Below are 11,771 nucleotides of genomic sequence, written 5' to 3'. Positions count from 1 at the left end.
CTAGCGTTCGCGGCGGCCGGCGTCGGAGGATTGCGGACGGCTCAAGGACGGTCGCCGTCGGCCTGCACGGCGATGCGCCCGCGCACGTCGTCGCTGCGCGTGGGCGCAGTCGCGGCGTGCGGCGACGGAGGCGCGGCCGGGGCCGGGGCCGGCACCGACGCCGCGCGTTGCTTCTGCAGTGCGTCCTGCCGCTCGGCCGAGGCGATCAGCGCGGCCATGACCAGGGTCATCGGGCAGCGAGCCGAAGTGGTCGCCTGCGTGCGAGACGCGACACTGGGCGCAGCGCGCGCCTCGGCTTCGGCCGGTTCGTGCGTCTGCGCGCACAGCAGTGCGGGCGACAGGGCCACTGCCGTCGCCAGCAACAAGCGTGACCAGTGCATCTGCCTGCGCATGAGTGCTGCCTCGCTGGGGCGGATGCACGCAGCCTAGGCCCCCCGCTCCTTGTGCAGCCGTGAATTTCCGGCATCGGCGGCTGAACGGCGCGGCGTCCATGATGGCCGGTGGCGATCGGCTCAGCGAAGTCGATCCGGCGTGAGCAGCGCATTCGCGGACCGTGACGGCGCGCAGGAAAAACCGTGCCGGATCGGCTGTGCAGGATCGGGCGTGCAACCGTGCCGTCAGTCATCCCTGGCGCCGCCGCGGCCGCTGCTACCATCGAAGGCCGTTGTCCGCCCTCACATCAGGTATCGCATGAACACCACACCCGCCCGGCGCGCGTTGGCCGCTTCCCTGTTGTCCCTCTCCGTGGCGTGCGTGCTGCAGCCGGCCCTGGCCGCCAGCCCGAAGGCGCCGAGCTTCGACACCAAGCGCCTGTCCGAACAGGTGAAGGTGCTGTCGTCCGACGCATTCGAAGGCCGTGGTCCGGCCACCGCGGGTGAAACCAGGACGATCGAATACGTGTCCGCGCAGATGCAGGCCGCCGGCCTGCAGCCGGGCGGCGACATGAAGGACGGCAAGCGCCTGTGGACGCAGGCGGTGCCGCTGCTGCGCGCCGAGATCACCGGCACGCCGACGCTGTCGCTGAGCGAAGGCGGCAAGGCGCAGGCGCTGACCCAAGGCGAGCAGATCGCCGTGCGTGCCCCGCTCAACGGTGCCTCGCACGTCACCATCAAGAACGTGCCGCTGGTGTTCGCCGGTTACGGCGTCAAGGCGCCGGAGCGCAACTGGGACGACTTCAAGGGCATGGATGTGAAGGGCAAGATCCTCGTCGTCCTGATCAACGATCCGGATTTTGAAACCGGCACGGGCGACTTCGGCGGCAAGGCGATGACCTACTACGGTCGCTGGACCTACAAGTTCGAAGAAGCCGCGCGCCAGGGCGCCGCCGGCCTGCTGATCGTGCACGAGACCGATCCGGCCTCCTACGGCTGGGCGACGGTGAAGAACTCCAACACCAACACCATGTTCGACGTCGTGCGCGACGATCCGGCCGCGGTGCACGCGCCGCTGGAGGGCTGGATCCAGCGCGACTTCGCGGTGAGCCTGTTCAAGCAGGCCGGCCTCGACTTCGACGCGCTGAAGCAGCAGGCGCAGACGCGCGACTTCCAGCCGGTCGAGATCAAGGGCGCGACCTTCAGCGCCGACTACGACGCCGACTCCAAGGTCATCACCTCGCAGAACATCGTTGGTCTGCTCGAAGGCAGCAAGAAGCCCGATGAGTACGTGATGTACAGCGCGCACTGGGACCACCTCGGCGTCGGCCAGCCTGACGCCAAGGGCGACCGCATCTACAACGGCGCGGTCGACAACGCCACCGGCACCGCCGCGCTGATCGAACTCGGCCGCGCCTTCGCCCACGCGAAGAAGAAGCCCGAGCGTTCGATCGTGTTCCTCAACGTCACCGCGGAGGAGAAGGGCCTGCTGGGCTCGGAGTACTACTCGTCCAAGCCGCTGTACCCGCTGGGCAAGACCGTGGGCGTGATCAACATGGACGCGCTTGATCCGCACGGCCCGGCGCGCGACTTCAACATCTCCGGCAGCGCCAAGCTGGAACTGCTCGACCGGCTCGTCGCCACCGCGGCGAAGTGGAACATGCACTATTCGCCCGATCCCAAGCCCGAGGCGGGCCACTTCTTCCGCTCCGACCACTTCCCGTTCGCCAAGCGCGGCGTGCCGGCGATCTCGTTCGGCTCGGGCGACGACCGCATCGACGGCGGTGTCGCCGCGAGCAAGGCGTGGAGCGAGATGTACACCCGCGACCGTTACCACCAGCCCGCCGACGAATGGGAAGCCAGCTGGCCGTTCACCGGCATGGCGCGCGACCTGCAGGTGCTGTACACGCTGGGCAGCGACCTCGCCAATTCCAGCGCGTGGCCGAACTGGGCGCCGGACTCCGAGTTCCGCGCCGCCCGCGATGCCAGCGCGGACGCGCGCAAGTAACGCGGCGTCGCGCTCGCGGTCACCAGGAGCCCCGCCACCGGCGGGGCTCTTCGTTTGCGGCAGGGCTACCTGATCGGGTGAGGCCCGCACGCCAGTGGCTTGATTGCGCTGGCGTTGCGCCGCGCGTCGTGGCGGCGCGGCGCCGGGCGGTGGCCGTCGTCACGGCAGCGCTGCGTTCCTTGGGGGTGCTCCGCCCGCATGGGCCCCTTGGACGCGCACCATGAAATCTCGCCTCATTGCCACTGCACTGGCCGCGGCGGTCCTTGCCGCGCTCGCCGCCTGCCAACGTGAAGCAGCGCCGGAAGCCGCCCCCGCCGCCGACGCCGCGGCCCCCGCCGCCACCGCACCTGCGGCGGAACCGGCCAAGGCCGCCTACACCGACCTCGAACAACTCGCCCAGCGCGTCGTCACCCAGAGCGCCGCGGTGAAGGAGGGCGAGGTCGTGCTGATCACGGGCCGCACCAGCGACGCCGAGCTGCTGGAGAACATCGCGGTCAACGTGCGCAAGGTCGGCGGCTTCCCGCTGATCGAGTACGGCAGCGACCGCCTCGACAAGCGCATGTTCTTCGACGTGCCCGACAAGTACGACACGCAGGCGAGCGTGCTCGGCAGCAAGCTCGCCGACATGGTCAACGTGGTGATCTCGGTGGGCAACGATGCCACCGAGAACCTGTTCGAAGGCGCCGATCCCAAGCGCCTGGCCGCGCGCGGCAAGACCGGCGAGCCGGTGATGCAGAAGTTCCTGCGCAAGGTGCGCAACATCGAGATCGGCAACAACCTGTATCCGACGCCGTGGCGCGCCGAGCGTTACGGCCTCGCCCAGGACGAGCTCGCGCGCACGTTCTGGAACGGCGTCAACCTCGACTACAGCGAACTGCAGACGCGCGGCGCGCAGGTGAAAGGCGCGATTGCCGCGGGCGGCGAGGTGCACATCACCAACCCCAACGGCACCGACCTCAAGCTGAGCGTGAAGGGCCGCCCGGTGCTGGTCAGCGATGGCGTGGTCAGTGCCGAGGACATGAAGGCCGGCGCCGCCGCCGCGGCCGCGTACCTGCCGGCGGGCGAGGTCTACACCACCCCGGTTGCCGGCAGCGCCGAAGGCAAGGTGGTCGCCACGCGCCTGTACTTCCGCGGCAAGGAAGTGAGCAACCTCACGCTAACGGTGAGCGGTGGCAAGGTGACCGCGATGAGCGGGGAAGGGCCGGGCTACGCCGACCTCAAGGCCGGCTACGACGCGGTCCAGGATCCGCGCAAGGACCAGTTCGGTTTCATCGACATCGGCATCAACCCGAACGTGCAGCTGCCGGCGACGAGCAAGGTCGGCAACTGGGTGCCGGCCGGATCGGTGACCGTGGGCACGGGCGTCAACATCTGGGCCGGCGGCGACAACTCGGTGCCGTACGGGCTGGTGATGTTCCTGCCGGGCAGCACGGTGACGCTCGATGGCAAGGCCATCGTCGAGAACGGCGCGCTGAAGCTGTAGCGCCGCGCCACATAGGCGCACACGAAATCGATGCACGCGAAAAGGCGGCCCGCGGGCCGCCTTCTTCGTGGCCTTGCATGCGACGCGCCGCTAGCGCGTGGAGACGCTCCGCGCGGGCGCCGGCAGTTCGCGCGCGAGCCAGCGCTCGAGCATGCGCTCCTCGTACTTGAGCGGATCGTTGGACACCAGGCTGGTGCCGATCAGGTAACCCGGGTCGCGCAGCTTGCGTTCGCCCTGCGCGATGACGGTGCCGTTCGCGTCGGTGCGGGTGAACTGCAGGCTGATGCGCGGCGGATAGATGTCGCGCAGGAAGCGCGTGTCGAGGAACTGCGGGCCGCGCCAGGGCTCGTAGTCGCCGGCGAGGTCGACGTCGGTGAGGGTCACTTCCAGGCGTTCGCCGGCGGGCAGGCGCGGCGCGGCGTAGTCGCGCACGTGCCGGGCCAGTTGTTCGACCCAGTCGCCGCGGCGCGATTCGATGCGGTTGGAGCTGTAGCGGATCTCGGCGAAGTTCGCCGGATCGTCCCAGCGCACGTCGACCGGGCCAGCCGCGGCCAGCGCGCGTGGCGCATCGGCGTCGGTGACGTAACGCAGGCGTGCGGCGGCGTCGTGGTTGGCGAGCAGTCCACCCGCCAGGCCCGCCGCGAGCAGCAGGGGGAGGAGGGGCTTCGAGCGCATGGCGGTCTCCTGTCGTGTCGGATATCCACGGCAATTGTCCTCCCGCGCGCGGCGCGATGGAGGATGCCGCGAAGCGATCCGTGCACCCGTTCATCCGCCAGTCGTCAACCGCGCGACCGGCAGGCGTGCGCGGGCGCGACCGTGCCCCGCATGGCCCGTCCGCGGGACGCGGCGTCCCGGAAATCGCGGCTAATCGCCCCGGCGCCGGACGGCTAACCTGCATGCCTTTCCCGAGCCGCGAGAACACCCCATGCCCCTGTCGATGTACGACGCCTCCGTTCCCGTCTTCGCCCGCACCCTGCGCAACCTCGACCGCGTGCTCGCCAAGGGCGAGGCCTACGCGCGTGAACGCGGCGCCGACCCCGACGCGCTGCTGCAGTCGCGCCTGATCTTCGACATGCTGCCGCTGGTACGGCAGGTGCAGATCGCCACCGACATGGCCACGCGCGGTGCCTCGCGCCTGGCCGGCGAGGAGACACGCAGCGTCGAGGACAACGAGACCACCTTCGCCCAGCTGCATGCGCGCATCGCCGCCGCCCTCGCGCACATCGAGGGCTTCGCGCCCGCGCAGTTCGTCGACAGCGAAAGCCGCGCGATCACGGTCAAGAGCCGTCGCGGCGACCTCGATTTCGACGGCCGCAGCTACCTGTTCGAATACGTCCTGCCGAACCTGTACTTCCACGCCACCACCGCCTACAACCTGCTGCGCCAGGCGGGCGTGGCGATCGGCAAGGCCGATTACCTCGGCGTGGCCTGAACGCAGCGCGTCGTCGTTGACGCAGTTTGCGCGTCGCGTTGACGCGCCCTGCACGTTGCGCAACCGCGGATGACTCCGTCGCCGGTGGATTCACCGGCGATTGGCGTGTCGCTGCGAAGACTGCAGCCTCCCCCCGCCTACACCAGGGTCAACGACGTGAAGTTCGCGGACGGCGTGTGGAAGGCCGACGCGCGCAGCGCCAACGGCAACCGCGTCGACGTACGCGTGGACGCGTCCACCGGCGAGGTCTATCCCGACGAGCAGGTCGCCAACCTCAGCGAAGCCGACGTGCGCGCGCAACTGGCCGCGGCCGGCTACACCCACGTGCACGACGTCGACTACGAGGACGGCATCTGGAACGCCGAGGCGGACGATCCGCAGGGCAAGGACGTGGAAGTGAAGATCGACCCGAAGACCGGCAAGGTGATCGGCAAGGAAAAGGACTGAACGCTCCGGTCATGCCCCGCAACGAACAAGCCCCGCATGCGCGGGGCTTGTTCGTGATGCGGTCGTGGCGATGCGCCGTTGTACTGGCGCTGCGTGACGTTGCGATCAGTGGTGCAGCAGGATGTCGGCGATGATGCCGGTGGCCACGGCGACGAGGATGTAGCGGCCGTCGTCGGTGCGGATCCAGCGGTGGCCGGACGGCGGACGGCGCAGGTGGTAGTACTCGTAGTCGTCCACGTAGTAGCGCGGCTCCACGTACACCACTTCGATGCGTTCGCCGCGACGGTAGTCCCGGCGCTCCCAGCCCCTGTGCTTGTACGACTGGCGGTAGTAGCCGCGATCGTCGTCGTCCCGATCGTCGTCATCGTCGTAATGATGGCGATCGTGGTGGCGGTGGTGGTCGCCCGCGAACGCCGCCGGGGCGGCGAGGCAGGCGAGCACGAGCGAGGTGGCGAGCAACAGGCGCTTCATGCGGTTCTCCGGAGGCCGTGGGCCGGGCGTGCGCCCGGCCCGGGCAGGGCTCAGTGGTGCAGCAGGATGTCGGCGATGATGCCGGTGGCCACGGCGACCAGGATGTAGCGGCCGTCCGGATGGCGGACCCAGCGGTGGCCCGGCGGCGGCGCGGACAGGTGGTAGTGGCGGTAGTCCTCGACGTAGTAGCGCGGTTCGAGGTAGACCACCTCGATGCGCTCGCCCTTGCGGTAGTCCTTGTGCCAGCCCTTGTGCTTGCCCGGCGGGTGTCCGTCGTGGCCGCCGCCATGGCCGTGGCCCTTGCCGCCGGCGAAAGCGACGGACGTGGAGAGCAGCAGTGCGGCGAAGGAAGCCGCGAGCAGGATGCGTTTCATGGGTTCCCCCTGGGTTGTTCGGTTCGGTGTGTGGTGTGGCTGCTTGCGGGCCGATGGTAGGCCCGCGACCCCACCGGCTGGGGCGAAGTTCACCACGACTTGCTTGAACCTTGACCGCCATCTCCGTTGCAGGGCGGGGGACGTTTGCCCCGTATTCATGCACGCGCCGCAGCGCCGTCCGTATCGGCGCGCCGCGATTGCCCCGTGCCCGGGACGGTTCCTCCCTCGAATGGCGGCTTATCAAGGCGCGTTGCGGTGCCTAGCCTGTGCGCCTCCCCCGAGGTTTCCCTCACGCCCATGCTCACGCCACGCCAGGCCCAGTTCGCCTTCGTCCCGCTGATGGTCACCGTGATGTCGGCCGTCATCAGCCTGGTCATGACCACGGTCCACCACGGCCTGCGTCCCGGCCTGCTGCAGGCGTGGCTGGGCAATTGGGGCCTCGCCTTCGTCGTCGCCTTGCCGGTGGCGTGGGTGACCGTACCGACCGTGCGTGCGCTGCTCGCGCGCCTGACCGATACCGCGCCGCCACGGCCGTCGCGCGGCCTGGGCGAGATGGGCTGAACCATGGCGCACGGTCCCGCACCGCGGCTCGATTACGATCAGTCCTCCGCCCCGCTGGAGCCGTCCCACATGGATGCCGTCGTTTCCATCCGCGACGTGAGCAAGACCTATGCGTCCGGCCACGTCGCGCTCAAGCACGTCGACCTCGACATCCGCCGCGGCGAGATCTTCGCCCTGCTCGGGCCCAACGGCGCCGGCAAGACCACGCTGATCAGCATCGTCTGCGGCATCGTCAATGCCAGTACCGGCACCGTGCTCGCCGATGGCCACGATATCGTGCGCGACTACCGCGCGGCGCGCGCGGCGATCGGGCTGGTGCCGCAGGAGCTGTCGACCGACGCGTTCGAAACGGTGTGGGCGACGGTGAGCTTCAGTCGCGGCCTGTTCGGCAAGGCGCCGAACGCGGCGCACCTGGAGAAGGTGCTGCGCGACCTCTCGCTGTGGGACAAGCGCGACGCCAAGATCATGACCCTGTCCGGCGGCATGAAGCGGCGCGTGCTGATCGCCAAGGCGCTGGCGCACGAACCGCGGATCCTGTTCCTCGACGAGCCCACCGCCGGCGTCGACGTCGAGCTGCGCCGCGACATGTGGCAGATGGTGCGCGCGCTGCGCGAGAGCGGCGTCACCATCATCCTGACCACGCACTACATCGAGGAAGCCGAGGAGATGGCCGACCGCATCGGCGTCATCAGCAACGGCGAGCTGATCGTGGTCGAGGACAAGCACGTGCTGATGCGCAAGCTCGGCAAGAAGCAGCTGACCCTGCAGCTGCAGGAGCCGCTGGCCGCGGTGCCGCCCGCGCTGGCCGACTTCGCCCTGGAACTGGCCGACGAGGGCCACGCCCTGGTCTACACCTTCGACACCCAGCGCGAGCAGACCGGCATCGCCACGCTGATGCGCCGGCTCAACGAGCAGGGCATCGACTTCAGGGACCTGCATTCCAGCGAGAGCTCGCTGGAGGAGATCTTCGTCAGCCTGGTCCACGGCAACAACGGGGCCCGCGCATGAACGTGCACGCGATCCGCGCGATCTACCGCTTCGAGATGGCGCGCACCTTCCGCACCCTGATGGAGTCGATCCTGTCGCCGGTGCTGTCGACCTCGCTGTACTTCATCGTGTTCGGCGCGGCGATCGGCTCGCGCATGGGCGAGGTCGACGGCGTCGGCTACGGCGCCTTCATCATCCCCGGCCTGGTGATGCTGTCGCTGCTCAACGAGAGCGTGTCCAACGCCTCGTTCGGCATCTATCTGCCGAAGTGGTCGGGCACGATCTACGAGCTGCTGTCCGCGCCGGTGTCGACCACCGAGATCCTGCTCGGCTACGTCGGCGCCGCGGCGACCAAGTCGCTGATGCTGGGCACGCTGATCCTGCTGACCGCGCGCTTCTTCGTGCCGTACGAGATCGCGCACCCCGGGTGGATGCTCTGCTTCCTGGTGCTGACCGCGCTGAGCTTCAGCCTGTTCGGTTTCATCGTCGGGGTGTGGGCCGACAGCTTCCAGAAGCTGCAGGTGATCCCGCTGCTGATCCTGACGCCGCTGACCTTCCTCGGCGGCGCGTTCTATTCGATCACCATGCTGCCGCCGCTGTGGCAGAAGGTCGCGCTGTTCAACCCGGTGGTGTACCTGATCAGCGGCATGCGCTGGAGCTTCTACGGGGTCAGCGACGTCAACATCGGCGTGAGCGCGGCGGCGATCGTGGGTTTCCTGGCGCTGTGCCTGGCGCTGATCGCGTGGATCTTCCGCACCGGGTATCGGCTTAAGGCGTAGGTCGTCCACGAAGCCGCTCCTCATCCGGCGCTTTGCGCCACCTTCTCCCCGCACGCGGGGAGAAGGGAACCGCTCGCGAACTCGTACAAAGCGCGAACTCTTACAAGAAAAAGGCGGGCCTCGGCCCGCCTTTTTCACTCGCCGGCCTGCGGCGCCGGGTTGAGGAACCACGCTTCGACCGTGCCCTTCACCTTCATCGTCATCGGCTGGCCGCGGCGGTCGAGCGACTTGCCGACCGGCAACTTCACCCAGCCTTCGCTGATGCAGTATTCCTCGACGTTGTGGCGCTCGACGCCATTGAAACGGATGCCGATGCCGCGTTCGAGGACAGTCTCGTCGTAGAACTTGCTGCGTGGGTCGTTGGAGAGGTGGTCGGGAGGCGTGTCGGACATGGTCGTGCGTGCTCGCGGGACAGAGGCGCGCATTGTAGGCGAGCCCCGTCCTCCGGCGCCTCGCGCGGCCTAGGCGGCGGCCGCTTCGGCGTGGCCGCGTGCGCCGAGCACCGCGAGCACGTCTGCCGTATCGACGACGCGTGCGAACTCCGCGCGCAGGGTGGCGAGGTGGGCGCGGTGGATCTCCTCGGCCGCAATCAGGCGGCCGTCGGCGTCGGGCAGGGCGAAGCAGGCGCAGGCGTCGCCGACGACCACCGTGCGGTAGCCCAGGTTGGCCGCGACCCGCGCGGTGGTCGACACGCACATGTCGGTGACCAGGCCGAACAGCACCACCTGCTCCACGCCCAGCCGGCGCAGGCGCAGGTCGAGGTCGGTGCCGATGAAGGCGGCGTTGACCGACTTGGTGACCAGCGGCTCGCTGCCCTGCGGCTCGAAACCGGGGCGCAGGGCATTGCCCGGCTGGCCCGGCGCGAACACCGAACCCGGCTTGACCGAGTCGTGGCGCACGTGGATCAGCGGCAGGCCGGCGGCACGCCACGCCGACAGCAGGCGGCGACCGTTGGCTTCGATCGCGGGATTGTTGCTGCGTGCGGGGTCGAGGTCGAAACCACGCTGCATGTCGATCGGGATCAGGGCGGTGCGGGCGTCGAGGACAAGGGGCATGGCGGGAACTCGTGGCAAGGGGAAGGCATCTTCGTGGTGCGCGCGCGCCGGTCTCAACCCGGCAATGTGCCGGTGCGGCCGGCGATGTGGCGCCATAATTCGCGGATGAAGAAACTCGACGACATCGACCGTCGCCTGATCGCGCTGCTGCAGGACAACGCACGCCTGTCGACGGTGCAGTTGGCCAAGGCCGTGGGCCTCTCGCGCAGCGCCGTGCAGGAGCGGATCGCGCGGCTCGAGCAGTCTGGCGTGATCGCGCAGTACACCGTGCGCCTGGGCAGCGGCGGCGATCCGCTGCGCGCGTGGCTGCTGCTGCGCTACGCCGATGGCTTCAGCTGCGACGACGTGATGCCGCAACTGGAGGCGCTGCCGCAGGTGCAGTCCTGCCACAGCGTCGCCGGCGAAACCGACATGCTGGTGCTGGTGCAGGCCGAGACGCCGTCGATGCTGTCGGACCTGCGCGAGGCGGTGGCCGGCTTCAAGGGCATCGACGACGTGACCACGCTGCCGGTGTTGCGCACGCTGTTGGAGCGGTGACGCCGGTTCGGCGGTGATGCGGGAGTATCCGGGCAGGTGGTCCCGGGTGCGCTGCGCTTACCCGGGCTACGCATCTGCCCCGGGACGTTACGGCGCCTCGCCGCGGCCCTGCGCCTTGGCGCGGGCGATGACCGCCTTCACCAGTTCGCGTTCGCGATGGCGCGAGATCGCCTGCGCGCCCAGCGCGATGGCGCGTTCGCGCAGTTCGGCGGTGACGTCGTAATGCGCGCCGCTGGCCTTGTCCTGGAAGGCGCGGCGCGGAATGCCCAGGCGCGCGGCCATCGCGTGCAGCTCGTCCAGCGTGTCCGCCATCAGGTGCGCCCAGCGCTGGCCGCGCCAGGGATGCACGGCGTCGTCGACATAGACCGTCATGGCCCGCAGTGTGCCATCCGCCGCACGGGCGCGCGGCCGTGGCCGTCTATGATGGCCGCATGTGCCTGATCGCCGTCGCCTGGCAGGACCATCCCCGTTACGCATTGGCCTTGATCGCCAACCGCGACGAATTCCATGCGCGTCCGGCGACGGCCGCCGGCATCGATCCGGCGGCACCGGACGTGTACGGCGGGCGCGACGTCGAAGCCGGTGGCGGTTGGCTGCAGGTGTCCACGCGCGGGCGCCTCGCCGCGGTGACCAACGTGCGCGTCGGCCGCAATCCGGAAGCGCGGCCGCGTTCGCGCGGCGCGCTGGTGCGCGACTACGTGCGCGGCGATGCGGGCGCGGCGGCCTACATGGCGCAGGTGGCGCCGATCGCGCAGGAGCACGGCCGCTACAACCTGCTGGCCTGGGACGGCGACGCGCTCATGTTCGCCAGCAACCACCCGCAGACCGTTTCGGCACCGGTGGCAGCCGGCATCCACGCGATGTCCAACGGCGCCTTCGACGCGCCTTGGCCCAAGGCCGGGCACGCCACCCGCGCGCTGCGCGCCTGGCTGGAGGCGCCGGCCTCGCTGCGCGATGGCGACGTCGACCGCGCGGCACTGGAGCCGCTGTTCGTCGCACTGGCCGATACGCAGCCGGCGCCGGACGCGGCGCTGCCGGACACGGGCGTGGGCCTGGAGATGGAACGCTGGCTGTCGCCGCCGTTCGTGCGCGGCGAACGTTATGGCACGCGCTGCAGCACGGTGGTGCTGGTGGAGGCGGCGGCGATCGTGTTCGCCGAGCGGCGCTTCGGTGCGGATGGTCGGCCGCAGGGCGAAAGCTTCGCCGTGTTGCCGCGTGTGGGCTAGCCTCGTTACGGGTGCTTCGATCGTCGCCGCGGGATCAGGG

At 69.5% G+C, this 11,771-nt stretch carries 16 protein-coding genes; 9 read left to right on the top strand and 7 right to left on the bottom strand.

The window, feature by feature from the left end:
* Nucleotides 1-41 precede the first annotated feature (41 nt).
* Entirely contained in the window at nucleotides 42-380 is a 339-nt protein-coding gene (locus tag H8B22_RS05605) for a hypothetical protein (RefSeq protein ID WP_187713118.1), read from the bottom strand.
* 310 nt (nucleotides 381-690) lie between these two features.
* On the opposite strand from H8B22_RS05605, the gene H8B22_RS05600 reads away from it, so the two are divergent.
* Nucleotides 691-2,379 carry a M28 family metallopeptidase gene (locus H8B22_RS05600; protein ID WP_187713117.1) on the top strand — a complete coding sequence of 563 codons (1,689 nt, stop codon included), beginning with the start codon at nucleotides 691-693 and terminating at the stop codon, nucleotides 2,377-2,379.
* Between the two features lie 220 nt (nucleotides 2,380-2,599).
* Entirely contained in the window at nucleotides 2,600-3,862 is a 1,263-nt protein-coding gene (locus H8B22_RS05595; protein ID WP_187713116.1) for an aminopeptidase, read from the top strand.
* A gap of 90 nt (nucleotides 3,863-3,952) precedes the next feature.
* Here the strand turns inward: H8B22_RS05595 and H8B22_RS05590 are convergent, their stop codons facing one another.
* Nucleotides 3,953-4,537 (bottom strand): DUF3016 domain-containing protein, encoded by a 585-nt coding sequence (locus H8B22_RS05590; RefSeq protein WP_187713115.1) that lies wholly within the window; start codon nucleotides 4,535-4,537, stop codon nucleotides 3,953-3,955.
* 250 nt (nucleotides 4,538-4,787) lie between these two features.
* Between H8B22_RS05590 and H8B22_RS05585 the strand changes: the two genes are divergently transcribed.
* Both H8B22_RS05585 and H8B22_RS05580 read left to right on the top strand, forming a co-directional pair.
* A complete protein-coding gene (locus tag H8B22_RS05585; RefSeq protein WP_187713114.1) occupies nucleotides 4,788-5,294 on the top strand; it encodes a DUF1993 domain-containing protein in 507 nt (168 codons plus the stop codon).
* A gap of 105 nt (nucleotides 5,295-5,399) precedes the next feature.
* A complete protein-coding gene (locus H8B22_RS05580) occupies nucleotides 5,400-5,741 on the top strand; it encodes a PepSY domain-containing protein (RefSeq protein WP_225876289.1) in 342 nt (113 codons plus the stop codon).
* A 105-nt stretch (nucleotides 5,742-5,846) separates the two neighbouring features.
* Here H8B22_RS05580 and H8B22_RS05575 read toward each other — a convergent pair whose 3' ends face one another.
* Both H8B22_RS05575 and H8B22_RS05570 read right to left on the bottom strand, forming a co-directional pair.
* Entirely contained in the window at nucleotides 5,847-6,212 is a 366-nt protein-coding gene (locus H8B22_RS05575) for an RcnB family protein (RefSeq protein ID WP_187713112.1), read from the bottom strand.
* 50 nt (nucleotides 6,213-6,262) lie between these two features.
* The gene (locus H8B22_RS05570; RefSeq protein WP_187713111.1) at nucleotides 6,263-6,586 is read right to left on the bottom strand and encodes an RcnB family protein; all 324 of its coding nucleotides are present in this window, start codon (nucleotides 6,584-6,586) and stop codon (nucleotides 6,263-6,265) included.
* A 297-nt stretch (nucleotides 6,587-6,883) separates the two neighbouring features.
* Here H8B22_RS05570 and H8B22_RS05565 point away from each other — a divergent pair, with 297 nt between their 5' ends.
* The 3 genes from H8B22_RS05565 to H8B22_RS05555 all read left to right on the top strand — a co-directional run bounded on the left by H8B22_RS05565 (nucleotide 6,884) and on the right by H8B22_RS05555 (nucleotide 8,913).
* Entirely contained in the window at nucleotides 6,884-7,147 is a 264-nt protein-coding gene (locus tag H8B22_RS05565; RefSeq protein WP_187713110.1) for a DUF2798 domain-containing protein, read from the top strand.
* Nucleotides 7,148-7,216: 69 nt separating this feature from the next.
* Nucleotides 7,217-8,155: an ABC transporter ATP-binding protein gene (locus tag H8B22_RS05560; RefSeq protein WP_187713109.1), complete on the top strand. Its 939-nt coding sequence runs from the start codon at nucleotides 7,217-7,219 to the stop codon at nucleotides 8,153-8,155.
* Nucleotides 8,152-8,913, top strand: a complete 762-nt coding sequence (locus tag H8B22_RS05555) for an ABC transporter permease (RefSeq protein ID WP_187713108.1) — start codon at nucleotides 8,152-8,154, stop codon at nucleotides 8,911-8,913. Before H8B22_RS05560 ends, H8B22_RS05555 begins: the two co-directional genes overlap by 4 nt.
* A gap of 134 nt (nucleotides 8,914-9,047) precedes the next feature.
* Here the strand turns inward: H8B22_RS05555 and H8B22_RS05550 are convergent, their stop codons facing one another.
* Both H8B22_RS05550 and H8B22_RS05545 read right to left on the bottom strand, forming a co-directional pair.
* Nucleotides 9,048-9,305: a DUF3297 family protein gene (locus tag H8B22_RS05550; RefSeq protein WP_187713107.1), complete on the bottom strand. Its 258-nt coding sequence runs from the start codon at nucleotides 9,303-9,305 to the stop codon at nucleotides 9,048-9,050.
* 69 nt (nucleotides 9,306-9,374) lie between these two features.
* Nucleotides 9,375-9,968 (bottom strand): cysteine hydrolase family protein, encoded by a 594-nt coding sequence (locus H8B22_RS05545; protein WP_187713106.1) that lies wholly within the window; start codon nucleotides 9,966-9,968, stop codon nucleotides 9,375-9,377.
* A gap of 105 nt (nucleotides 9,969-10,073) precedes the next feature.
* On the opposite strand from H8B22_RS05545, the gene H8B22_RS05540 reads away from it, so the two are divergent.
* The gene (locus H8B22_RS05540; protein WP_187713105.1) at nucleotides 10,074-10,505 is read left to right on the top strand and encodes an Lrp/AsnC family transcriptional regulator; all 432 of its coding nucleotides are present in this window, start codon (nucleotides 10,074-10,076) and stop codon (nucleotides 10,503-10,505) included.
* An 87-nt stretch (nucleotides 10,506-10,592) separates the two neighbouring features.
* Here H8B22_RS05540 and H8B22_RS05535 read toward each other — a convergent pair whose 3' ends face one another.
* Nucleotides 10,593-10,877 carry a DUF4031 domain-containing protein gene (locus H8B22_RS05535; RefSeq protein WP_187713104.1) on the bottom strand — a complete coding sequence of 95 codons (285 nt, stop codon included), beginning with the start codon at nucleotides 10,875-10,877 and terminating at the stop codon, nucleotides 10,593-10,595.
* A 59-nt stretch (nucleotides 10,878-10,936) separates the two neighbouring features.
* On the opposite strand from H8B22_RS05535, the gene H8B22_RS05530 reads away from it, so the two are divergent.
* Entirely contained in the window at nucleotides 10,937-11,731 is a 795-nt protein-coding gene (locus H8B22_RS05530; RefSeq protein WP_187713103.1) for an NRDE family protein, read from the top strand.
* Nucleotides 11,732-11,771 lie beyond the last annotated feature (40 nt).

Origin of the sequence: Lysobacter terrestris, from assembly GCF_014489475.1 — a bacterium.
GTDB lineage: Bacteria > Pseudomonadota > Gammaproteobacteria > Xanthomonadales > Xanthomonadaceae > Agrilutibacter > Agrilutibacter terrestris.
Note: the sequence above shows the minus strand (reverse complement) of the source record. Positions and strands in the feature narration are given on the sequence as shown.